Below are 22,623 nucleotides of genomic sequence, written 5' to 3'. Positions count from 1 at the left end.
CCTTCGACGCGGGTCAGAGGGGGGTGGAGGCGGGTGCGACGTGTCGCACCCGCCTCCACCCCGTATGACGTCGTCGTCTGCCGGCGCGCGGGCTGTGCCGTCGGCGGGATGGGGTCTCGCCGGGGCCTGGGCGGGGCCGGGCGGGAACTACTGGCCGATGTTGCTCTGGGGCCCCGCGTACTCGCTCAGGATCGCCGGTACGTCCTTGGCCGCGTCGAGGGAGTAGCCGTAGTGGGCCCGGGGGTCGAACGTGGTGCCGCCCGTCTGCTGCTTGCCGGTGGAGTCGACCACGATGGAGCCCTTCTGCGTCAGGGATGCCGCGGCGGTGTCGATGTTGTAGGGGTTGGCGACGTGGTCGTAGTAGCTGTTCTCGATGACGACCTTGGACTTTCCGCGCGAGAGGTTGCCGTACGAGGTGATGTTCTCCAGGTGGTTGTTGTAGAGGTGGGCCAGGGCCACGTTGTCGATGCTGGGGTTGCGCTGGTTGGTGTCGTGGATCCAGTTGTGGTGGATCGTCATGCGGGAGGTGACGTTGTCGGTCCAGCCGATGCCGAAGGCCTTGTTGGACTCTCCGATCTTGTTCCAGGACACGGTCAGGTAGCTGGTGTCCTTGCGGCTGTCGATCAGGCCGTCGTTCATCCGCTCGATGGTGTTGTGGTCGATCCAGACGTGGTGGGCGGTGTCCATCTGGATGCCGTCGTAGTCGTAGAGCTTGTCGTCCGGGTCGTCGTCGGTCATCCGGGTGTCGCGGATGGTGAGGTTCCGGATGATCACGTTCTTCGTGCCGGAGCCGAGGAAGAAGCCGCCGTTGACGATGTGGCCGGAGGTGCCGACCCCGATCACCGTCTTGTTCGACTTGACGGGGATCTCGTGGCCGTACGGGGTCACCTTGATGGTGCCGGCGACCTTGATGGTGTACGGCTCGGCCGCCGTCGCGTACTTCACGAGGTCCGCGTAGGTCCTCACGGTGACGGTGGTCCCGGCCGCACCGCCGGTGGTGCCGCCCCCGGTGGACGCGAAGCCGTCGGCGGTGTTCGGCCAGGACCGGCCGTTCCCGCTTCCGCCGACGGGCGTGAAGGTCCACTGCTTGTTGCTGTTGTGGGTGCAGGTCTCCTGGATGACGGCGGCACCGTTGGCGGTCGAGGCTCCCTGGTCCGACAGGCACAGCCCGGACTTGACGCTGATGACCTGGTAGGTGCCGGTCCCGGAGGGGGCGAGGCGCCACTGCTGGTTCGTCTTGCCCACCCCACAGGCCCACTGCACCACCTGAGTCCCGCTGACCGTGGAGCCGGCGGGGACGTCGACACACAGCTTGCTGTCGACACCCACCAGGGTGTACACGCCGCTGCCCGCCGACTTGAGGGTGAACTGCTGCCAGGGAGAGTTCACGGTGCAGCCCCACTGCTGGAGCTTCGCGCCGTCGGCCCGGGAGGCACCGGGCACGTCGAGACACTTGCCCGACTTCTTCACCACCAACTGGTACGAGACGCCGGTCTCGGGCAGGGTCGCGGCCTCGGCGGGAGCCGTCCCCGTCGTCGACACGGCCACCCCACCCGCCACCACCGCCACGGCGGAGACGATCCCGGCGATTCTGCCCTTGCGCCGCCGGTGGGTTCCGCTCGGGGTGGTGCGACGTTCGATCATGACTTCTGCCCTTCGTATGAGGATGGTCCGGGGTGCTGCGGAAGCGGGGCTGAGCGCCGGGGTCAGCCGACCGGGTTCCAGCCGTCCGCGCCGGCCAGGTACTTCTGCGGCGTGTACTGCGGGGCCCGGCTGTCCGCGAGCTGGGGCCGGTTGCCGTTGACGCCCGCGCCCGCGCCGGTGTTGCGGTATTCGAGGAAGCGGGCGTTCTTCCAGGTGCTGCTGGACATGTCCGTCCACGGTTGCGTGGTGGCGATCGCCGCGGACAGGTTGGACTCGCGGAACAGGACCTGGGCGTTCTGCCGCCACGGCCGGCCGAGCTGGGTCTTTCCGGTGTTGGCGCCGGTGATGGTGGAGCGGTAGAAGAGGAAGCCGTAGGCGCGGTCGGCGGGGGTGCTGGCCGCGGTGATCGGGCCGCCGGTCGGACGCTTCTCGTGGATGCGGCAGCGGTCGAAGACGGCGATGCCGCCGCCGTAGATGAAGTCGACGGTGCCTTCGACGTACGAGTCGCTGACGTAGGCGCGCGCGTTGTTGTTCACCAGGAAGGTGTCCTGGTCGCCGAGCAGCCGGACGTCGTCCAGGGTGGTCCGGTCGGCGTCCAGGTAGAGGGCCAGTGCCTGGTCGCCCGTGTCGGAGCTGTTCTCGTCGTAGTCGTTGGCCATGGTGAGTCCGGCGGCGCTGAAGTCGTGGCCGAGGGCGACGACCGTGGCGCTGCCCGACGTTCCGTAGCCACCGGCGTGCCGGTTGCCGATGATCACCACGTCGTCGGGCGAGTCGCCGTTCCCGCGAAGGGTGACGTAGGGCTTGTTCGCCGGGATGGTGACCTTCTCCCGGTACGTGCCGGGCTTGATGGTGATCGTCACCCGCTTGGTGTTGCCCGCCGGAACCGCATCGACCGCCGCCTGCACCGTCCGGTACTTGCCGCTCCCGTCGGCGGCCACCGTGGCGGGCCGGCTGGAGCCGCTGACGGGTGTGAAGGTCCACTGCTTGTTGCTGTTGTGGGTGCAGGTCTCCTGGATGACGGCGGCGCCGTTGGCGGTCGAGGCTCCCTGGTCCGACAGGCACAGCCCGGACTTGACGCTGATGACCTGGTAGGTGCCGGTCCCGGAGGGGGCGAGGCGCCACTGCTGGTTCGTCTTGCCCGCCCCACAGGCCCACTGCACCACCTGAGTCCCGCTGACCGTCGAACCGGCGGGGACATCGACACACAGCTTGCTGTCGACACCCACCAGGGTGTACACGCCGCTGCCCGCCGACTTGAGGGTGAACTGCTGCCAGGGAGAGTTCACGGTGCAGCCCCACTGCTGGAGCTTCGCACCGTCGGCCCGGGAGGCACCGGGCACGTCGAGACACTTGCCCGACTTCTTCACCACCAACTGGTACGAGACGCCGGTCTCGGGCAGGGTCGCGGCCTCGGCGGGAGCCGTCCCCGTCGTCGACACGGCCACCCCACCCGCCACCACCGCCACGGCGGAGACCAGGCCGATGAGGCGGCTTCGACGGCGGGCGTGCCGGGGCACGGGGGGCTCGCTCTGTTCGCGGTCGAGCCTTCGAGAGGGGGCGGGTGCCATGGGGCGCTCTTCCTTTCCTTCGCTGCTGACGGGTCTCGTGCGCCCTCGGTGGAAGGGGGTGCTCCGAGCCCGGTGGTCGGGGCCTGCCGCCGGTGTGGGCACCGCGGCGCAGAGGTAGACGCGGCGAACGGGAGGGGATAACAAAAATTTGAAGCCCTCGCCCTATGTGATGTGCGTCACGCATTTGGCGCTGCGTCAGAAGCCCCGAGGAGCGGCTTTACAGGCGGTCGGCACCGTGTCAGGATCGCCATCCCGCAAAGATCAAGTGCTCGAGCGCGGCCCGCGAACGACGAGGCCGCCGGCCGGCACAGCGCTGGACAGGGCAGCGCTGGACAGGGCAGCGCTGGACAGAACAGGGCTGGACAGGACAGGGCGAAGGAGACCCCCTCCGCATGGATCTCGACTCTCCTTCCGGGCCTGCGGACCACACCGCCGTCACCGACGCCGTCCCCGACGCGGCCTCCCCGTACGACACCGCCCTGGTCCGGGCCGCGGGAGCCGGCGACCGGGCAGCGCTGGAGGAGCTTCTCTCCGCTTGCCTGCCGCTGGTCCACCGGGTCGTCGGGCGGGCCCTCCACCACCGCGCCGACGTGGACGACGTGGCGCAGGAGGTCATGCTGCGGATCGTGCGGGGGCTTCCCGGGCTCCGCGAGCCGGAACGCTTCCGCTCCTGGATCGTGGCCATCGCCTACCGAGAGGTACAACAGCACCACCGCCGCCACGCGCACGACCTCTCTTCCCGGCGGCTGGTCCAGGAGTGGGACGAGCCCTCGGCGGATTTCGCCGAACGGTCCGTCGCCGAAGCGGTCATGTCCGACCAGCGCCACGAAGCCCTGCGCGCCACGCACTGGCTGGAACCCGCCGACCGTCAGCTGCTCGCCCTGTGGTGGGAGGAGGTCGCCGGCGCGCTGAGCCGTGCCGAACTCGCCAGGGCCGTGAACCTCTCCCGCGGTCACGCCGCGGTCCGGGTGCAGCGCGTGAAGGAACAGCTCCGCACGTGCCGCGTCCTCGTCCGCGCGCTCGCTTCGACCCCGCGCTGCCAGGAACTCGCCGCCGTCGTACAGGGCTGGGACGGCCGGCCGAGTTCCGTGTGGCGCAAGCGGATGGCCCGGCACGTCCGCGACTGCCCGGCGTGCGGAGCCCTGGGCGAGGGGCTGATACCCCCGGAACACCTGCTGCCCGGCATCGCCGTACCCGCCGTACCCGCCGCCCTGCTGGCCGGGATCGGACCACTGCTGGACTCCGCCTCCGCCGCGGGAGCCACGTCCACGACGGGAGCACTGCTCGACCGCGTCACCGAGGCGGTCCGGCAGCTTCGCCCCAGGGCGGTTCTCGCCGCCGCGGTCGGCACCGCGATGCTGCTCGCCGGTCTCGCCCTCGTCATCCGGCAGGAACCCGCACCGGACGACATGCCGCGCTCGGCACCGAGCACGGCCGCCACCAGGTCCGCTACGCCGGCGCCCGGTTCCACGACCGGGGCCGCGACCGCCTCCGCCTCCGCCTCCGCTTCCATCTCCGCGGCCACGTCTAGGTCTACGCCCCAGGGGCCCGCCCCAGCCGGTACGGCGGCCGTCCTGCACGTCGCCCCCGACGGCTCCGACGCGGAAGGCGACGGCAGTCCCGGCCGCCCCTACGCCACCCTGGGCAAGGCGGTCGGCCTGGTCCGCCCGGGCCAGACCATCGCCCTGCGCGGCGGCACCTACCGGCCGACCGGACCGGTCACCATCGACACCGACGGAACCGCCCGTCAACCGATCGTGCTCACCGCCTACCAGGGCGAACGACCGGTGATCGACGTCTCCGCGGTCCCCGACGGGCAGTGGGCCGTCACCCAGCGCGCGGACCACTGGACGGTACGGAACCTGGAGGTGCGGGGCTCCAGCAGCCACGCCTGGGTGTGCAGCGGGTGCGCGCACAACGTCTTCAGCGGCCTGACGATGCACCACAACGCACGGTCCGGACTGGTGCTGCGCGACGCCGGCACCGAGGACAACACCATCACGAACAGCGACTTCCACCACAACCGCGACGCCAGCGGCGGAGGCTCGGGGCTGGCGATCGTCTTCGGCTCCGGAGCGGGCAACACCGTCCGGTACTGCCGTACCTGGGAGAACGGGGGCGACGGCATCGACCTGGGCGGCTTCACCAGCCCCACCGTCCTCGAAGGCAACTGGTCCTACCGCAACAGCAACGGCTTCACCTTCGGAGGCGGCGGCGGCCGGACCGCGGTGGCGCACGTGGCGAGGAACAACGCCGCCTGGGACAACGAGGGCTACGGCTTCAACGACGAGGGCAACCCGGGCGCGCTCGCCCTGGAGCGCAACAGCGCGTACCGCAACGGCATCGCCGGCTTCCGGATCACCGACGCCGCAGGCACCCTCACCGGCAACGCCGCCTGGAGCAACCCGCGCGAAACGGACCTCGGTCCCTCTGTCCGCTCCTCCTCCAACACCTGGAACGGCGCGGAGACAGCGGTGCCGGTGACCGGCCTCCGCTCGACGGACCCGCGCACCGCCGAAGGGCCACGCCGAACGGACGGCGCCCTGCCCGCCTCGACCTTCCTGGTGCCCCGCGATCCGCGGGCCGCGGTCGGCGCCCGCATGCCATCCGCCCCGCGGTGACCGGCCTGCCGACGAGGTCGTGGACGCGCCCGTCGTGTCCCGCGGGATCCGCCGCGACGATCGCCGCGGCTCCGGCGGGTTCCTCCCGCACGACCACCGCCGGGGCGCCGTCCCCGAAGGGGGACTCCACGCCGTCGTCGGCCCGGGTCATCAGGCCGCCGAAGAGCTCGGCGTACAGGCCGTTGCGCAGGGACGGTCCAGGGCGGTCCGCTCGCCCGCACCGGGCGTTCGGTGGCACGGTGCGCCGGCGCGGATCCGAGACGGCATCTCCCCGCGCGTGCTCACCCTCACCGTGCGCGGGCTCGAACGCGACGGCCTCGTGCGGCGCACCGTGTACCCGACCGTCCCGGCCACGACGTCCGCCGATCCGGGAGGGCTACAGTCCCGGGCCGTCGTACGCGCCGCGGTGCGGCTTCGTCGTCGCGGAGACCGGGTTCCCCCAGTAGTCACGGCCGCCGTTGCCGGGGATGACGGAGCCGTTGTCCAGGGCGGGGGACGTGGCGCGGAGCTTGTAGCCGTCGACGGAGTGGATCGTGTCGCCGCCGGTGCCGGGGTTCACGAACCGCGGGTCGCCGGCGATGCCGTTGGCGGTGGGCCGGGGCACGCCCTGGAAGACGTTCCACAGCCAGGTGATGCCGGGGCCCGTGGGGAGCCGGGAGTCGGTGGTGCCCACCCAGATGTTGTTCTCGACGACGCTCTCGTCGGGGAGGGTGACGCTGAACTTCCTGTCCGTGCAGTAGAAGACGTTGTTGTACATGTGCAGCGCGGAGCGTCCGGCACTGACGCTGCTCATGCGGCAGTCGTTCTCCGAGATGTTGTAGCGGATGATCTGCTTGGCGGCGCCGATGGTGCCGCACCCGTCGCAGTCGAGGAAGAAGCCGCCGATGTTGTCGCGGCTGAAGTTGTACTGGATCGTGCAGGTGCCGGTGTTGCCCCAGTCGCAGTCGAACGCCTGGCTGTCGGCCACGGACATGCGGGTGATGCCGTGGACGGCGTTCTTCTGGATGGTCGGATTGTGGTCGCCGAGCACCCAGATTCCGGCGAAGTTGCCGCCGGAGAAGGGGTAGACGCCGTTGCCGACGCCGGAGGCGTTGTTGTACTGGATCATGGGCGCGTCGGCGTAGCTGGCGATGATGCCGTCGCCGCCGACGTCCTTGACGGTGTTGTTCTCGATGAGGACTCCGGTGCCCTTGACGGCCATGGCGCCGACGCGGATCTTCAGGCCGCCGCCGCCCGTGTTGCTGATCCGGTTGTCGTGGACGTGGACGTCGTTGAGGGTGGAGTTCGTGCCGCTCGCGCCCGTGACGATGCCGGCGGACTGGACGAAGTCCTCGGTGGTGGGGCTGTTCTTGCTGGTCTGGCCGGCCACCCGGTCGATGACGAGGTTGCCGATGTCGTAGCCCCGGTGCGCCTTCCCGTCGGTGGCGGAGATCCGCAGGCCGGTGCGGCGGGCGAGGGCGGGCGCGGGGTTGGTGAGCTTGAGGTCGCCGATGCGCCAGTGGTCCTGGTTGGTCAGGGAGACCGCGTCGGGGGCGCCGCCGCCGTCGATCACGGGCAGGGCGCCGGTGCCGTACCGGGTGAGGGTGACGGGGGCGGCGGCGGTGCCGCTGCCCTGCGGGGCGAGGGCGCCGGTACAGGTGGTGCCCGAGGCGAAGGCGAGGGTGTCGCCGGGGCCGTACGTCCTGCCGTTGGCCTGCCCGATGCTGTTGAAGGGCGCGGCCTGGCTGCCGTCGCCGGCGGTCGGGCGCGAGCAGTCGACGTAGGTGACGGCCCCGTCGGCCGAGGCGGGCGCGGAGGTGAGGACGGCGGTGCCGCCCAGCGCGAGGGTGACCGCGAGGAGGCCGCGGCCGGTCAACTGCCGTAGGGGGAAAGCTCTGGTGGTCATGGAAGGCGACGCCCTTTCTGACGGTCCGGTGCCGCCAGAAGCTAGGCGCGGGCGATGATCGAGTCAATGCGATCCTGTCGATTGATCGAATTTCGATCACGTGATGGGCGATTGAACGAGTCCTGCGCGCTCACCCCGAGCCGGTCGCCCACGCACATGCGCACGGGCCCGCGCACGCCCACGGAAGGCGCGGGCACCACCCACCGCCTGCGGCGCCGTTCACAGACGGGCGAGCACGCCCGCCCGCTTGTGGGTGCGCATCAGCAGGGAGGTGTCCGCCGAGTGCGGCCCCGGCAGATCGCCGAAGGTCCCGGCCCGGACCACCGCTCCACCCTCTTGGAACGGCTCGCGGCGAGGAGGGCGCCGGAGCCGGCCCCTCTCGGGTGACGGCCCGTCCCGGTGCGCCCTCGGCCCGCCGGGCCCCGCTCGGTTTGAAAGGGTCCCGGCGCCGCCAGGCTGTGAGGGAGTGGAGGGGGAACCGCGATGACTGAACTCCGCGGTGGTGACGGGCCGTCGGGCTGGGATGCGGAGACGCTCCGGAAGGAGGAGTGGCTGCTGCCGGTGGCGCCGGCGCCGGACGCACCGGTGGGAGACGCGCCGGCCGGGGCGGCCGGCGCCCGTCTCTGGCGCGGGACCGGGTTCGCCGTGCTCCGGGGACTGGAGCTCACGGGCCTCACCGATCCGCAGTGCGTCGAGCTGTGCGCACGCGTCGTCGGCCGGGTGTGCGCCCCGGCGGGGCTCCGCCTCCAGCGGTCCGGCAACGAGCTCCTGACGGCGGCCACGGCGCCCGCCGTCCCGCGGCCGTCGGAGCCCGGCGCCCCCGCGGCCCGTGACGGCGACGACCGGGTGCTCCCCCCGCACATGGACCGCGGCGAGGGCCCCCGGCCGCCCCGGCTCCTGGCGCTCCTGTGCGTCCGGCCGGCGGCCGAGGGCGGGGAGTCCCTCCTGGCCAGCGGTCCGGCGCTCCACGACCGCCTCGCCGCCGAACGTCCGGAAGCGCTGCGCGAGCTGTACCGGGAGTTCCGCTTCGGGCGCGGCCAGGGCTTCGACCGCGTCCGTCCGGTGTTCCAGCGCGACGGCCGGGTCCTCCGGGTGCACTACAACCGCTACTGGATCGCTCGCGGTCAGGAGGAGACCGGCGTGCCCTTCGGCCCGGAGCGGCGCGACGCCCTGCGGGCGATGGACACGCTGCTGGAGGACCCGGCGATGGTGAAGAGCCTGCCCCTCCGCCGCGGAGACCTCCTCCTCGTGAACAACGGGGCCGTCCTGCACGGCAGGAGGCCGTTCAGGGACGGTGCCGAGCCGTCGGCCCGACGTTGTTACGCGCGGATCTGGGCGGACTGACGGGGGCTCGCTTCCGGCACGCGGAGCGCCCCTTGATCCCCTCGGCGGGGGGATCAAGGGGCGCTCCGCGTGCCGTGCCGTCGGCGTGCCCGTGAAGAGGCCCGCGACGGGCGGATGACGCCGAGGTGACGCGACGGGTTCTGTCACACCCCTTCCCGTCGCCATGTGACGTGTGAAATTGTACGGGCGCTCCGAGCTTCCTCGGCGGAGCGCTGTCCCTCACTCCCCCACTGTGTCCGGCCCTGTCACACGGCCGTACAAGGCCAGGAGGCCTAGGTGAAAACCGCCCGCATACCGGGACTGCCGTACCGCGTACGGCTCTTGACCGCCACCCTGACGTCCTGTCTGGCGCTCGGGGTGCTCGCCCCGGCCGGCCAGGCCGCCGCCGCTCCCGCCCCCGCTCCGGCCCCGGTCGCGGTCCCCGCGGCCGCCGCGCCGCAGCCCGCGAGCGTCCCCGCCCCCGAGACCCTGGAGGCCGACCGCTCCGCCGGGAGGGTCCCCGCCTCCCAGCGGCCGCCGATCCTCCCCGCCAAGGACCCGGCCGCCGCCGCGAAGCCCTCCGCCGGGGCGCGGGCCCGCACCGCCGCCGCCTGCAACGTCGCCGACTTCACCACCCGCACCGGCAGCGCCCTGGTCCAGCTGGTCAAGGCGTCCGAACCGGGCTGCGTCGACGACCTCTTCCAGCTCACCGGCAGCGACGCCAGGGGCGCCTTCCGCGAGGCGCAGATGGTGACCGTCGCCGACGCGCTGCGCGCCGGCTCCGCCGCGTACCCCGGCGACAACAGCACCTCCACCCACCAACTGGTGCTCTTCCTCCGCGCCGGCTACTACGTCCAGTGGTACAACTCCTCGGACGTCGGCAGCTACGGCCCGGCCCTGACCACCGCGATCCGGGGCGCCCTCGACGGCTTCTTCGGCAGCGCCCGCTCCCGCGACGTCACCGCCGCCAACGCGGGCATCCTCGGCGAGTCGGTCATCCTGATCGACAGCGCCCAGGAGAACGCCCGGTACGTCCCGGTCGTCAAGCGCCTGCTCACCGAATACGACGCCACCACCCACAACGCCGTCGCCGGCATGACCGCGGCGGTCAACAACGTCAACACCGTGCTCTTCCGCGGCCACCAGACCGACGGCTTCCTCGCCGCCGTCCAGGCGGACCCGGGCCTGCTCGACACGCTGGCCGCCTTCACCTCCCGCAACAAGGCTCTTCTCGGCGGCACCCACGGCTACCTGCCCTACAACACCGCCCGCGAACTCGGCCGCTTCCTCCAGCACCCGGCGCTGCGGCCCACGCTCCAGCCGCTGGTGCGCGGGCTCGCCGACCAGAGCGCCCCGAGCGGGAACACCGCCTACCTGCTGGCGGCCCTCGCCGAGATGGTCGACGCCTACGACCCCTCCCGCGCCGCCGACTACGGCACCGCCGACGCCGCGGCCCGGCTGCGCGCCGGCATCCTCGTCACCAGCCACTCGTGCAGCCCGTCCATCCGGGTGCTGGCCCAGCAGGTGACCGCCGCCAACCTGGCCGCCGCCTGCGACAGCCTCATCAAGCAGGACGCGTACTTCCACTCCGTCGCCCGTGACCGGGGCCCCGTCGCCGACGACCACAACACCGCCATCGAGGTCGTCGTCTTCGACAAGAGCTACGACTACCAGGTGTTCGCCGCCGCCATCTACGGCATCAACACCGACAACGGCGGCATGTACCTGGAGGGCGACCCGGCCGTGCCGGGCAACCTGCCCCGCTTCCTCGCCTACGAGGACACCCGCGTGCTGCCCGACTTCCAGGTGTGGAACCTCAACCACGAGTACACGCACTACCTCGACGGCCGCTTCAACATGTACGGCGACTTCACCGCCGGCGTCTCCACCCCCACCATCTGGTGGATCGAGGGCTTCGCCGAGTACGTCTCGTACTCCTACCGCAACCTGACCTACGACGCGGCCGTCGCGGCGGCGGGGCGGCACACGTACAAGCTGAGCACCCTCTTCGACACCACCTACGAGAACTCCGACACCGAGCGCACCTACCGCTGGGGCTACCTGGCCGTGCGCTACATGCTGGAGAAGCGCCGCGCCGACGTCGACGCCGTGCTCGCCGAGTACCGGGCCGGCGACTGGAACGGCGCCCGCGCCCTCCTGAAGACCACCATCGGCACCCGGTACGACGCGGACTTCGACACCTGGCTGACCGCCTGCGCCGCCGGCGCCTGCTCCGCCACCCCGCCCGGCAACCAGGCCCCGACGGCCTCCTTCGAGGCCACCGTCAGCGGCATGACGGCCTCCTTCACCGACACCTCCCGCGACGGCGACGGCACCATCGCCGGCCGCTCCTGGGACTTCGGCGACGGCACCACGTCGACAGCCGCCGCCCCCTCCCGCACCTACACCGCGGCCGGCACCTACACCGTGAAGCTCACCGTCACCGACGACAAGGGCGCCACGGCCACCACCAGCCGCACCGTCACCGTCGCGGTCCTCCCCGAGTGCACGGCCCCCGACGCCCGCCGCCTCGACCGCGACTGCACCCGGAGCAACGTCTCCGCGACCACCGGCAACTACGCCTACCACTACCTGTACGTCCCCGCCGGCACCCCGCGGCTGACCATCACCACGACCGGCCCCAACGGCAACGCCGACCTGTACTACAACGCCGCCTCCTGGGCCACCACGGGCGCGTACACCGCCCGCTCCGCCCGGGCCGGCAGCGCCGAGACCCTCACGGTGGACAACCCGCCGGCCGGCTGGGTCTACATCAGCCTCCACGCCCAGCAGGGCTTCACGGGGGCGAGCGTCACCGTCCGCTACTGAGCCGCCCGCACCGGGCCGGCCCCGGCCGTGCCCCCGACCCGCTAATTCGCTGGTCGGGGGCACGGCCCACGCGGAAGGATGGGTCCCCTCGAACCCAGGAGGGAACCCATGAGCCAGGCGTACCTGACTCTCGACGCACTGCTGCCGCCCCGGGAACTGGCCGCGGCGGTCGAGGCCGGGCATGTGACCCGCAAGTCGCACCCCGAGCTGCCGCTGTCCATCTACACGTACACGCGCAGCTGTCAGTACGAAGGCATCTGGAACGACGTCACCACCCGCTGCCGCGGCCTCGTCGCCGACGACCGCACCGGCCGGATCGTCGCCCTGCCGCTGCCGAAGTTCTTCAACGTCTCCGAGCACGAGTCCGGCCGTCCCTACGCGCCCGCGCTGCCCGACGAGCCGTTCGAGGTGTACGAGAAGGTCGACGGCAGCCTCGGCCTGGTCTTCCACTACGAGGGCCGCTGGCGGGTCGCGTCCAAGGGCTCCTTCACCAGCACCCAGGCGACCTGGGCGCAGCGCCGGCTCGACGCCGCCGACACCACGCGGCTCGTGCCCGGGACGACGTACCTGATGGAGATCGTCTACCCGCAGAACCGCATCGTCGTGGACTACGGCGACCGGCGGGACCTCGTCCTGCTCGCCGCGTTCGGCCCCGACGGCACGGAGATCGGCCTCGCCGAGGCCACGGCGGCGTGGAGCGGCATCGGTTCGGTCGTCACCGTGCACCCGGCGATGCCGCTCGAAGCGCTCGTCAAGCTGACCGAGACCAACACCCTGCCCGACGGCGCCGCCGCCACCGGCACCGACGCCGAGGGCTTCGTGCTGCGCTTCGCGTCCGGGGTGCGGGCCAAGGCCAAGCTCGCCGAGTACGTACGCCTCCACAAGGTCCTCACCGGTGTCACGGAGCGCGACATCTGGCGCGGGCACGGCATCCAGCGGTTCGCCGGCGTCTCCGCCAAGCGCCTCGCCCAGGGCCTCGGCCTGTCCGTCCCGGAGCTCGGGGGCATCCGGGCGAAGGGCGGCCGTCCCCTGGACGCGCTGCTGGAGCAGGTGCCGGACGAGTTCGACGCCTGGGTCCGGTCCGTCATCGCGGGCCTCGAGGACGCGTTCGCGGCCCGCGAGCGCGCCATCGACGAGGCCTACGAGCGGCTCGCGCCGCTCGCGGCCGACCGGGCCGCGTTCGCCCGGGCCGTGAAGCGGCTGGCCGAACCGGAGCTGCGCTCCGCCATGTTCCTGCGCCTCGACGGCCGTCCCACCGACCTCTTCGTGTGGCGCGGCCTGCGCCCCGAGACCGCCGACCCCTTCACCACCGACGAGGAGAACTGACCGTGCCCGTGGTCCACGTGATGACCGGACTGCCGGCCTCCGGCAAGACGACGGCGGCCCGCGCCCTGCAGGAGCGCTCCGAGGGCCGGATGCGCCGCGTCAACCTCGACGACCTGCGCACCATGCTCGACCTGCCGGGCGGCGACGGCCGCTCGCGCGCCCACGAGCAGACGGTGCTCGGCATCCAGGACGTCGCCGTGCGCGGCGCCGTCGACGACGGCTTCGACGTCGTGGTCGACAACACCCACCTCACCCCGCACGTCCCGAGGCGGCTGAAGGCGGCCCTGACCGGTCGTGAGGTCACCTTCGTCGTGCACGACTTCACCGCCGTGCCCACCGACGAGTGCGTCCGCCGCGACGCGGCCCGCGAGCGTCCCGTCGGCGAGGAGATCATCCGCATCCTCGCCCAGAAGCACGCCAAGGCCACCCGCGGCGGCTGGCGGCTCACCGCCGAGTGGCTGGGCGACCGGCCCGCCGCCACCCCGTACGTCCCCGACGCCGCGCTGCCGTCGGCGGTCCTGTGCGACATCGACGGCACCCTCGCGCTGCGCGGCGACCGCGGCCCGTACGACTTCGGCCGCTGCGACCTCGACCTGCTCAACGTCTCGGTCCGCGACGCGCTGCGCGCCTTCCGCGGCTCCCACCAGGACCGCGTGGTGCTGCTGTCCGGCCGCAGCGAGGACCACCGCGCCCTGACGGAGGCGTGGCTGGAGCGGTACGAGGTCCCCTACGACGAGCTGTGGATGCGGGCCTCCGGCGACGGCCGCTCCGACGACATCGTCAAGGCCGAACTGTTCGACGCCCACGTCCGCCACCGCTACGCGGTCCGGGTGTCCCTCGACGACCGCGACCGGGTGGTCGCGGTCTGGCGCCGCATGGGACTGCCCACCTGGCAGGTCAACTACGGCAACTTCTGATCCCGCGCCGCCCGGGCCCGGCGGAGCGGCCGGCTACCGGGTCACGCGGTAGCGGAGGTAGACGACGCCCGAAGGGAAGGTGCGGGTCTCGACGCGTTCGAGGTCCACCCGGCGCTCGTGCCGGGAGAAGTACGGGATCCCGCCGCCGACGAGTACCGGGTGGACCATCACCCGGTACTCGTCGATCAGCCCCGCCTCGGCCGCCTCGACGGCGAGCGTCGCCCCGCCGATCGCGATCTCGCCCTCCCCCGGCTCGGCCCGCAAGCGCTCGATCTCCTCCGCCAGGCCACCGGAGGCGAGACGGGCCCGGCCCTCCACCGCCGACAGGGTGCGGGAGAACACCACCTTCGGAAGCGGCTTCCAGAGCGCGGTCCACTCGCGCGTCGCCTCGTCGAGCGCGGGATCCTGGTCGGCCGTCTCCCAGTACAGCATCGTCTCGTACAGCCGCCGCCCCAGCAGGTGGACGTCGACCGTCCGGATCTCCTCGATCCAGAACCGGAAGACCTCGTCGTCGGGATCCGTCCAGTCGAACCTGCCGTCCGGCCCGACGACGTACCCGTCGAGCGACACACCCATCGCATAGGTCACGCTGCGCATCCGAAGACCTCCTCGACATCGGCTTCGACGGTAAGACCGCCGAACGCCCCGGAACTCATCGCGACGCGCGAGAACGTCTTCCCCGGAGGCACCGCTCGGGCCGGCCGGGCGGGGAGGTCCGCGTTCGCGGGCGCCGGACGGCACGGGGTGAATCGTCATCTAGGATTCTAGGCGGCCGCGGGCTGTGGCCTGCCGCTCCGGGCGGCGACCGCGGAACGGCCGGTTCACCGGTCGGGGCGCGTGGTCCGGTCCGGGCGAGCGGTCGGGGGCGAGGGTCGCGGTCCGGCGGCTCCCATGACGTCGATCACGCGGATCCGGGGAATCGCGTGACCGCCGGCGTGCGTCCCGGTGGTACGGGAGACACAGCCCCGTCCACGGACAGAAGACCCCAGGGAGAAGTGAGGTATGCCGGTGATCTGCGTCGGAGGCATGATCGGGATCGGCAAGACGAGTGTGGCCGAACTGCTCGCCAAGGAGCTGGACACCGAGGTCTTCTACGAGAGCGTCGAGGACAACCCGATCCTGCCCCTCTTCTACTCGGCGAGCGCCGAGGAGATCCAGGCGAAGCGGTACCCCTTCCTCCTCCAGCTGTACTTCCTGCAGACCCGCTTCGCCTCGATCAAGGAGGCGTACAAGCAGGACGACAGCGTGCTCGACCGGTCCATCTACGAGGACTGGTACTTCGCCAAGGTCAACCACGACCTGGGCCGGATCAGCTCCCTCGAGATGCGGGTGTACGAGGGGCTGCTCGACGAGATGATGCGCGAGATCGACGGCCTGCCCTACCGCAAGGCCCCCGACCTCATGGTCTACCTCAAGGCGGACTTCGAGACGGTCCTGCACCGCATCGGCCTGCGGGGACGCGATTTCGAGCAGGACGAGAGCCTCGTCGAGTACTACCGGACCCTGTGGTCCGGCTATGACGACTGGGTGCACAAGCACTACTCGGCCAGTGACGTCCTCGTCGTCGACATGAACCGCACGGACGTGGTGAACAACGCCGACGACGCGGCCCGCGTGGCCCAGGAGGTCAAGGACGCCCTGGCGGCGGTCGCCCGCCGGGCCTGAGCACCGGCCCCGCGCCGGCGGCGGTTCGGCCGCGCGCCGCACCGGTACGGGGCGGGCCGTGGCGCCGGCACAGGCCCACGAGCCGACCGGGCGCCGGCCTGCGGGCCGCCGGCGGGAAAGCCGGAACGGTCCGCTCGGGCGCGACGTGGGGGGTTTCTCGTCGTTCCACCGCGCGGCCGATGAGTTCGCGGCTCCCCGCCGGTCCAAGCTGGTGTCAGCCTACGAAAGGACACCACCGTGCCGGAGCTTCTCGTCGACTTCATCACCTCCCTCGACGGCTACGCGTCGGGAGAGGGGTGGCCCGGGTTCTGGGGCCTGGAGGGCCCGGAGTACCTCGCCTGGCTCGGCGAGCAGCCCGAGGCCACCTACCTGATGGGGGCGAACACCTACCGCCTGATGTCGGGCTTCGCCGCGGGCCGGGTCCCGAGTGGCCAGGACGAGTTCAGGCCCGAGGAGGAGGCGTCCGTCGACGAGCTCACGCGAGCGTCCAAGGTGGTGTTCTCCTCCTCGCTGGAGGCGCCGCTGACGTGGGCCAACTCCACGCTCGTCCGTGACGACGCCGTCGAGGCGGTCCGCGCGATGAAGTCGGGCGGCCCGGGGCTCCTCAGCACGATCGGCAGCCTCAGCCTGTGCCGGTCCCTGCTCCGGGCCGGGCTCGTCGACCGCTTCCGGATCGTGATGTTCCCGGTGATCACCGGGGCCACGGGCGAAGAACGCGTCTACGACGGCTATCCGGACGTCGCCCTGGAAATGATCGACCACCGCACCTTCGACAGCCGCATCCAGCTGGTCGAGTACAAGCCCCGCGTACTCGACCATCCCCCGCTCGCCGTCCCCGCGTGACGTCGCCCCGCCCGCCGGCCCGGACGGTCCCGGGCCGGCGGGCGTCGCACCCGGTCACGCCTCCGGCCGGGCCGATCAGGCGATGTGGTTGTACGCGGAACCCGCCTGGATGTCCGTCAGGGCCTTGGGGAGGAAGGGCTTCCGCCAGTCGCCGGTGCCGGAGTAGAGGTAGACCCGGCCGGTGGAGGGCTCGTGGGCGAGGAGGTCGTTGCGGCCGTCGTGGTCCACGTCCCCCGCGCCGGTGAGCTGGCCGTAGACCTGCCAGCCGCCGCCGATGGCCGTGCGGGCCGTGTACGTGCCGTCCCCCTTGCCGAGGTAGATCCACAGGACACCGTCCGCGTCGCGGGCGACCAGGTCCCCGCCCGTGGCGCCGCCGATGTCGCCGACGGCGGTGAGCTGGTTGTAGATGCCCCAGCCGGTGCCGATCTTCTTGCGGATGTCGTACGGGAAGCCGACGTCACCGGTGCCTTCGTAGAGGTAGAGCCCGCCGGTGGTGTCGATGGCGACGAGGTCGGCGCGGCCGTCTCCGGTGAGGTCGCTGCCGCCGGCGATCTTGTCGTAGACCTGCCAGCCGCCGCCGATCCGGGTGCGGGGGGCGAAGCCGCCCCGGCCGTCGCCCTGGTGCAGCCACAGGACGCCGTCCGCGTCCCGCGCGACGACGTCCGCCGCGTAGTTGTCGCCGACGCCGGCGACGACGGCGTCACCGACGACCTCGACCTTGTCGTAGCCCTGCCAGCCGGTGCCGGCCGACGCCCAGGGGCGGCCGTCCGCGGCGCTGTCCCGCCACAGCGTCCCGGCGGAGTCCCGGCCCAGGAGGTCGGGGTAGCCGTCGGCGTCGATGTCGTGGACGAGGCCGCCCGGGGTGGTGCTCCGGGCCACGAACGACACGACGGGCTTGCCGTCGGTACCGAGCGTGACGCGGTGGATGCCGGTGTTCCGGCCCCGGACGCCCTGGACGACGGCGGCCGTGCCGTCGGTCGCGGTGACCAGGGCGTCGGCCCGGTCGAAGAGGGTGACCGTCTCCCCCGTCACCAGGTGCCGGGCCTGGCCGCCGAAGAGCAGCCAGTCGCCCAGCAGACCGACGCCGAGGGCCCCCGTGCCCTCCGCCGGGACGACGGTGTCCTTGCCGGTGGCCCGGTCCCGGACCACCACCCGGCGGGGGTCGGCGGCGGTCGCCGGCTCGGTCCACGCGACCCGCGTCGCCGACACCGCCTCCACCTTCGCGTACGTCTCCGAGACGGTGGCGGTGGCCAGGTCGATCAGGCCCACCCGCTGCTCGCCCCCGGCGGTGCGGTGGTCGAGCAGGCCGACCGCCGCGGTCGCCGGACGCACCTTCAGGTAGACGGTCCCCTCCGGCAGCCCCCGGACCTCGCGGGGCGCGGCGTCCTTGGTGTCCAGCCAGACGGGGTTCTTCTCGCCCAGGGCGTTGTCCGGCCTCAGCGCGATGGCCGAGCCGGCGACACCCTCGTAGAGGGCGTCCAGCACGCCGGGCAGCTGTTCGGTGCGGAAGCTCTCGCCGGTCGCCAGGTCGACGCCCGTGCCGTTGTAGCCGTCGTCCGCGCCGGCCAGGAGCTCCCCGGAGACCTCGCTCAGGCCCTCGTAATAGGCGGGGGTGAAGTCGCGGGACGGGCCGCCCGCGTAGGGGACCCAGCGGTACGTCGTGTAGTCCTGGTGCCCGGTGGGGACGTACAGGACGTAGCCCTGCGCCCCCGCGCTGAGCAGCTTGGTCCCGGGGATGAGCGAAGGGAGGACGGACGCGTCGGCGGTGGCGGCCGCCGCCCCGGGCGAGCCGAGCGCTCCCGAGCCGATGGTCAGGGCCATGACGGCCGCGACGGAGGCGGCGAGGCGGGTGGAGCCGGTGGTGCGGAACTGCAAGGAAACCCCCCGGAGGATGAGCGGACACGAACGGCGTCCGTGCCGTGCCCGGTCAGACTCACGAGGCGTGCCCGAGGTTGTACGAGCCCCGGCGCCCGGACGCGATCGTCGCGGTCCGCGTCGCGCCCGGCGGCGCCGGCGGGGCCGGTCAGGGGCGGGGCTCGTCGTCCCGGCGCTGTTCGGCCGGGGTGGACCAGGAGTCGTCGCGGGGGGCGCCGGGCTGCACGCGCGTGGCGTCGCCGGTGGCGCGGCGGCGTGCGACGCGGCGGCTGCCCCACCAGAAGGCGCCGATGAGGAGGGCCACGACGATCAGGCCGATGACGAGACCGAAGCCCAGGGCGTTCGATCCGGCGGAAGCGAGGGGGTCTGCGGACGCGTACGGGAGAAAGCTCGTCATGGGCGCCTTCCGATCGAGCGACGGACGGAAGCGGGGCTCGGCCGAGCCCCGCAAATCTGGACACGTGGCGCGTCTCTCCCGAAACGGGCTCCGCAAACGCCGCGCCGGGGTCGAAGCGGCACCGCCTCCTCCTCGGGGCGGCCCCAGTGGCGTGCGGACCGGCCCGGGCGTCCGGGGCGCCGGCCCCTCCGGTGCGGCGGAGTGCGCGTGGTCAGGCGCCCGCGTGGACGTGCGCGGCCCACACCGACGGCAGGTTCGGATACGTCGCCCTGAGCCGCCTGACCGTGCGGTGCACCGCGGCCGCCGCGTGCGGCGTGCCGGATCGGTCCGCGGTCAACTCGCCGTAGATCTGCCGGCTGAAGGCCGGTGCCACGGCGTCGTCGACGCGCCAGAGCGTGCCGACGACCTGGGAGAACCCGGCTGTCTGGAAAGCGGCCAACGGGTGGATCGCCTCGTCGGACAGGCGCGCGGTGGTGCGGGCCGTGTCGCAGGCCGACAGGAACGCGAACTCCGCGTTCCGCAGGCGCAGCCGGGAGAGGTCCCGCACCCGGAACGGCGCGCGGTCGTGGTCGTACAGCGCGAGGTGGCTGTCCGAAGGGTTGTCCGGGTCGCTGTACCCGTGGCAGGCGAAGTGTGCCCAGCCGTGGGCCGGCAAGGCGTCGAGAACGGCGTCACGCGTCGCCTCCGCGCCGGCCAGGACCGTGGCGCCGGGGAGGAGGGCGGACAGGTGGTCGGCTTCGGCCTGTGCGCCGGGCAGGTCCGGGGCGTCGGGAGTGCGCGGCATCGCGACCACCAGCAGCCGCGGCTCGTTCCGGTCGTCGCGGCGGCCCGCCCGGGCGTGGCCCAGAGCGCGGATCGTCGGTGTCGTCGAGGAGACGACGCGGTCGAGGAGCACGGGTCCGCCGTCGCGGTGGTGGCCCGCCGCGTGCAGGGGGAGCAGGCTGAGCGGTCCGACCGGGGCCCACCAGATCCTCGGCCACGGACCGTCCGCCGCGGGTTCGGCCGTCAGCCCCAGTTCGCCGAGCACGGGGCCCGCCACGGTGTCCCACAGCCATTCGAGCGTGTCGTGGATCGTCCGCTCGGCGGCCGGCCGCCCCTCCGTGAACGCGGTGTGCAGGGCGCGTACGCGCTGGTTCACGGTCTCCTCGCTCAGCCGGTCCAGCGCGCGGGACCTGACCCCGTCCGGAGTGATGATCAGCGCGTCGCACCGGTACCGGCTGACGTTGACGTACACGATGGGGCCCTCGTGCGCCTGCGCGGTGAGGTCGGTGAGCAGCGGGGGGCGCAGGAACCGCTCCATCCCGGGCAGCGCGCGGATCCGTTCGGTCACCGCGTCGAGCTCGTCGGCGAGGGCCACGCGGTCGCTCGTGGTGTCGGTCTCGAACTCCGCGGTGAGCGTCCGGAAGCGTTCGGCCAGCTCGGGCGCCCGCTCGCGCAGGTCGGAGAGGTCGCCGCGGCTGTCGAGGGCCTGGGCGGCGAGCACGCAGCGTCCGGATTCGAGCAGGGTCACGGCGCTCGCCTCGTCGCCGGCGGCCAGCGCGCACGCGGCCGCGTCGGCGGCGACTCCGGCGAACCGGCCGAGCCAGTACTGGGCGTCCTCGCGGTCCAGGCGGCGCCCGGCGAGCCGGGGCAGCAGCCGGACCGCGGCGGCGTACCCCTCGGCGGCCACGTCGAACCGTCCGGCCCGGGCGGCCAGGTCGCCCCACCGGTCCGCCGCTTCCGCCCGGCTGTCCGTCGGCGATCCGGCGGACGCCGTGGCCTCCCGGTAGTGGCCGAGCGCCTCGGTCAGCGCGTCGCCGTCGCCGAGGTGCCGGAAGCCGAGCGCCAGGACGTTGGCGACGCGGGTCAGCAGATCCGCCCGGGAGTAGGCGTCCTGTCCGGCCCTCCGCGCCGCGCTCCGGGCCAGGCCGACCGCCTCGGCGAGGAGTTGCGGATCCGGCGGCTCCCGTCGCGCGGCGGCGGGGGCGACGGGGTCCGTGCACCAGTCGCCGAGCGCGGCGGCCAGGCTCGCGGTGTACCCGGGCCAGTCCGGGCTGTCCCGCGGAGTCGCGGCCACGGACGCGCGGCGCGCGGCGATCGCGTCCCTCAGCGCGTTCCGGTCGCCGAACTTCTCGTACGCCGTCCCCAGCACCCCGCCGAGGTTGGCGAGCCGCAGGGCCCGGCCGGGGTCGTCGTCCGACGTCACGTCCGCGGCCGCGCGGTGCGCGGCGATCGCCTCGTCGAGCACGCGCGCCTCGCCCGTCCTGGTGAACCGGTCGGACAGCATGGCGCCGAGGTTGGAGAGCCGCTGGGCCTGTTCGGCGACCAGGTTCGCGCCGAGGCGGACGGACTCCCGGGCGTGGTCGACCGCCTCGGAGAGCACCTGGAGCTCGCCGGTCACCCGGAACCGGTTGTGCAGCATGACGGCGAGGATCGCGAGCGACCTCGGGTGGCCGCCCTGTCCGGCCGTGGCCTCGGCGGCCCGGCGGGCGACGCCGATGGCGTCCATGACGTGGGCCAGGTCTCCGGTCGCGTGGAACAACGCGTTCAGGTTGACGGCGAGGTTGCCCATGAACTGGACCCTCAGCGGGTGGCCCGCCGGCGTGCACGCGACCGCTTCCCGCTCGATGCCGACGGCCTCCGCGAGCGCGGCGTGGTCCCCGAGCTCCTCGCCCCGGGTGGCCAGCGCCGTGGCGAAGTGGTCCAGCCGCACGCCCCGGCGGGAGTGTCCGGCGGGGGTCGCCGCCGCCGCCGAACGCCCGAGCCCGATCGCCCGGTCGAGCAGGGCCGGGTCCCGGGTCCGCTTGAATTCGGCGGCGTACCGGCCGCACATCTCGGCTTCGGTGTCGGCGCGTTCCCAGCCCTGGTCGGTTTGCGGGTGCTCGCCGGTGAGCGCGGCCCAGTCCCGTTCCGTGGTCGTCAGTTCGGAGAGGTTCTGCGAGTGCCGCGGATCGGTGACCGGGGTGTGGGCCACCAGCGCCTGCCGGACCCGAAGCAGTTCGGCCAGGTCGTCCCGCGCTCCGCGGGCCCGGTGGCGGTCGTGGAGCAGGTACGCGAGGTTCTTCAGCCGGTCGAGCACGTCGGACGACCCGGCCGGCGTGAGCTCCACCGCTCGCCGCGCGGCGTCGACGGCTTCCTCCACGACGCCGGTCTCCCCGGTCTCCCGGGACCAGTCGCGCAGGATGACGGCGAGGAAGTGCAGGCTCCTGGCGGTGGACGCGTCATCGGGGGAGCACGCGACGGCGGCCCGCGCGTGGTCGGCGGCTTCCGCCAGGAGGGCGAGGTCTCCCGTCGCGGTGAACGCCGTCCGCAGTGCGACGACGAGGTTGTCCAGGTGGAGCGCCTTCTTCGTGGACGGTTCCTCGTCGACGGCCGTCCGGCTCCAGTCCAGGGCGTCGGCCAGGGTTTCGAGGTTCTGGTTCCGCTGGAACGCGGTGTGCAGCAGCATGCCGATGTTGTTGGCGTAGCCCGCCGAATCCTCCGGGCTTCCGTACGCCAGGAGGTAGGCCTCCGTGACCGCCCGGACGGCTTCCTGCAGGAACGCGAAGTCGCCGGTCTGGTGATAGCGGGTCTGCAGCAGGCCTCCGAGGTTCGACAGGACCGAGCGGCGCTCGGCGTCGTCCTCGGTGGCCGGCAGGGCACGGCCGAGGACGATCGCCTTCTCGACCGAGGCGGGGTCCGCGCTGTGCCGGGCCACGTGGAACGCCTCCCAGAACCGCTCGGCCGGGTCGTTCGCGGGCCCGCCGGCCAC

14 protein-coding genes and 1 pseudogene are annotated in these 22,623 nt (G+C 72.8%); 8 read left to right on the top strand and 7 right to left on the bottom strand.

Features of this window, described 5'->3' with window-relative positions; all coding sequences use genetic code 11:
• Nucleotides 1-147: 147 nt before the first annotated feature.
• Together ACF1ED_RS15515 and ACF1ED_RS15510 are read right to left on the bottom strand one after the other, a co-directional pair.
• Nucleotides 148-1,644 carry an RICIN domain-containing protein gene (locus tag ACF1ED_RS15515; RefSeq protein ID WP_391760528.1) on the bottom strand — a complete coding sequence of 499 codons (1,497 nt, stop codon included), beginning with the start codon at nt 1,642-1,644 and terminating at the stop codon, nt 148-150.
• 62 nt (nt 1,645-1,706) lie between these two features.
• On the bottom strand, nt 1,707-3,212 hold the full coding sequence (locus ACF1ED_RS15510) for a pectinesterase family protein (protein ID WP_391760526.1): 1,506 nt from the start codon (nt 3,210-3,212) through the stop codon (nt 1,707-1,709).
• 392 nt (nt 3,213-3,604) lie between these two features.
• Between ACF1ED_RS15510 and ACF1ED_RS15505 the strand changes: the two genes are divergently transcribed.
• Both ACF1ED_RS15505 and ACF1ED_RS15500 read left to right on the top strand, forming a co-directional pair.
• On the top strand, nt 3,605-5,833 hold the full coding sequence (locus tag ACF1ED_RS15505) for a sigma-70 family RNA polymerase sigma factor (RefSeq protein WP_391760524.1): 2,229 nt from the start codon (nt 3,605-3,607) through the stop codon (nt 5,831-5,833).
• Nucleotides 5,834-6,089: 256 nt separating this feature from the next.
• Nucleotides 6,090-6,185, top strand: a pseudogene (locus ACF1ED_RS15500) (winged helix-turn-helix transcriptional regulator); the annotation flags it as partial.
• Between the two features lie 24 nt (nt 6,186-6,209).
• On the opposite strand, the gene ACF1ED_RS15495 reads toward ACF1ED_RS15500, so the two are convergent.
• The gene (locus ACF1ED_RS15495; protein WP_391760522.1) at nt 6,210-7,718 is read right to left on the bottom strand and encodes a right-handed parallel beta-helix repeat-containing protein; all 1,509 of its coding nucleotides are present in this window, start codon (nt 7,716-7,718) and stop codon (nt 6,210-6,212) included.
• 483 nt (nt 7,719-8,201) lie between these two features.
• On the opposite strand from ACF1ED_RS15495, the gene ACF1ED_RS15490 reads away from it, so the two are divergent.
• The 4 genes from ACF1ED_RS15490 to ACF1ED_RS15475 all read left to right on the top strand — a co-directional run bounded on the left by ACF1ED_RS15490 (nt 8,202) and on the right by ACF1ED_RS15475 (nt 14,113).
• Nucleotides 8,202-9,062: a TauD/TfdA family dioxygenase gene (locus ACF1ED_RS15490; protein WP_391760520.1), complete on the top strand. Its 861-nt coding sequence runs from the start codon at nt 8,202-8,204 to the stop codon at nt 9,060-9,062.
• A gap of 276 nt (nt 9,063-9,338) precedes the next feature.
• The gene (locus ACF1ED_RS15485) at nt 9,339-11,870 is read left to right on the top strand and encodes a collagenase (protein WP_391760518.1); all 2,532 of its coding nucleotides are present in this window, start codon (nt 9,339-9,341) and stop codon (nt 11,868-11,870) included.
• Nucleotides 11,871-11,978: 108 nt separating this feature from the next.
• Nucleotides 11,979-13,196 (top strand): RNA ligase, encoded by a 1,218-nt coding sequence (locus ACF1ED_RS15480; protein ID WP_391760516.1) that lies wholly within the window; start codon nt 11,979-11,981, stop codon nt 13,194-13,196.
• A 2-nt stretch (nt 13,197-13,198) separates the two neighbouring features.
• Complete coding sequence (locus tag ACF1ED_RS15475; protein WP_391760514.1) at nt 13,199-14,113, top strand: AAA family ATPase; 915 nt, start codon at nt 13,199-13,201, stop codon at nt 14,111-14,113.
• 33 nt (nt 14,114-14,146) lie between these two features.
• Here the strand turns inward: ACF1ED_RS15475 and ACF1ED_RS15470 are convergent, their stop codons facing one another.
• Nucleotides 14,147-14,710, bottom strand: coding sequence for a dihydrofolate reductase family protein (locus ACF1ED_RS15470; protein WP_391760512.1), 564 nt, complete (start codon nt 14,708-14,710; stop codon nt 14,147-14,149).
• Between the two features lie 405 nt (nt 14,711-15,115).
• Here ACF1ED_RS15470 and ACF1ED_RS15465 point away from each other — a divergent pair, with 405 nt between their 5' ends.
• Both ACF1ED_RS15465 and ACF1ED_RS15460 read left to right on the top strand, forming a co-directional pair.
• Entirely contained in the window at nt 15,116-15,778 is a 663-nt protein-coding gene (locus tag ACF1ED_RS15465) for a deoxynucleoside kinase (protein WP_391760510.1), read from the top strand.
• Between the two features lie 237 nt (nt 15,779-16,015).
• Nucleotides 16,016-16,621 carry a dihydrofolate reductase family protein gene (locus ACF1ED_RS15460; RefSeq protein ID WP_391760508.1) on the top strand — a complete coding sequence of 202 codons (606 nt, stop codon included), beginning with the start codon at nt 16,016-16,018 and terminating at the stop codon, nt 16,619-16,621.
• A gap of 75 nt (nt 16,622-16,696) precedes the next feature.
• On the opposite strand, the gene ACF1ED_RS15455 is transcribed toward ACF1ED_RS15460, so the two are convergent.
• The 3 genes from ACF1ED_RS15455 to ACF1ED_RS15445 form a co-directional block, all read right to left on the bottom strand.
• Nucleotides 16,697-18,496: an FG-GAP repeat domain-containing protein gene (locus ACF1ED_RS15455; protein WP_391760506.1), complete on the bottom strand. Its 1,800-nt coding sequence runs from the start codon at nt 18,494-18,496 to the stop codon at nt 16,697-16,699.
• A gap of 148 nt (nt 18,497-18,644) precedes the next feature.
• Nucleotides 18,645-18,893, bottom strand: coding sequence for a DUF6479 family protein (locus ACF1ED_RS15450; protein ID WP_391760504.1), 249 nt, complete (start codon nt 18,891-18,893; stop codon nt 18,645-18,647).
• A gap of 211 nt (nt 18,894-19,104) precedes the next feature.
• A complete protein-coding gene (locus tag ACF1ED_RS15445; protein ID WP_391760502.1) occupies nt 19,105-22,623 on the bottom strand; it encodes a CHAT domain-containing protein in 3,519 nt (1,172 codons plus the stop codon).

The sequence above is a fragment of the Streptomyces sp. NPDC014656 genome (assembly GCF_043084305.1).
Lineage (GTDB): Bacteria > Actinomycetota > Actinomycetes > Streptomycetales > Streptomycetaceae > Streptomyces.
Note: the sequence above shows the minus strand (reverse complement) of the source record. Positions and strands in the feature narration are given on the sequence as shown.

Bases quoted from the DNA above. Each gene is read 5' to 3' on its own strand.
- ACF1ED_RS15515 (WP_391760528.1), bottom strand. From the start codon at position 1,644: ATGATCGAACGTCGCACCACCCCGAGCGGAACCCACCGGCGGCGCAAG.
- ACF1ED_RS15510 (WP_391760526.1), bottom strand. From the start codon at position 3,212: ATGGCACCCGCCCCCTCTCGAAGGCTCGACCGCGAACAGAGCGAGCCC.
- ACF1ED_RS15505 (WP_391760524.1), top strand. From the start codon at position 3,605: ATGGATCTCGACTCTCCTTCCGGGCCTGCGGACCACACCGCCGTCACC.
- ACF1ED_RS15495 (WP_391760522.1), bottom strand. From the start codon at position 7,718: ATGACCACCAGAGCTTTCCCCCTACGGCAGTTGACCGGCCGCGGCCTC.
- ACF1ED_RS15490 (WP_391760520.1), top strand. From the start codon at position 8,202: ATGACTGAACTCCGCGGTGGTGACGGGCCGTCGGGCTGGGATGCGGAG.
- ACF1ED_RS15480 (WP_391760516.1), top strand. From the start codon at position 11,979: ATGAGCCAGGCGTACCTGACTCTCGACGCACTGCTGCCGCCCCGGGAA.
- ACF1ED_RS15470 (WP_391760512.1), bottom strand. From the start codon at position 14,710: ATGCGCAGCGTGACCTATGCGATGGGTGTGTCGCTCGACGGGTACGTC.
- ACF1ED_RS15465 (WP_391760510.1), top strand. From the start codon at position 15,116: ATGCCGGTGATCTGCGTCGGAGGCATGATCGGGATCGGCAAGACGAGT.
- ACF1ED_RS15450 (WP_391760504.1), bottom strand. From the start codon at position 18,893: ATGACGAGCTTTCTCCCGTACGCGTCCGCAGACCCCCTCGCTTCCGCC.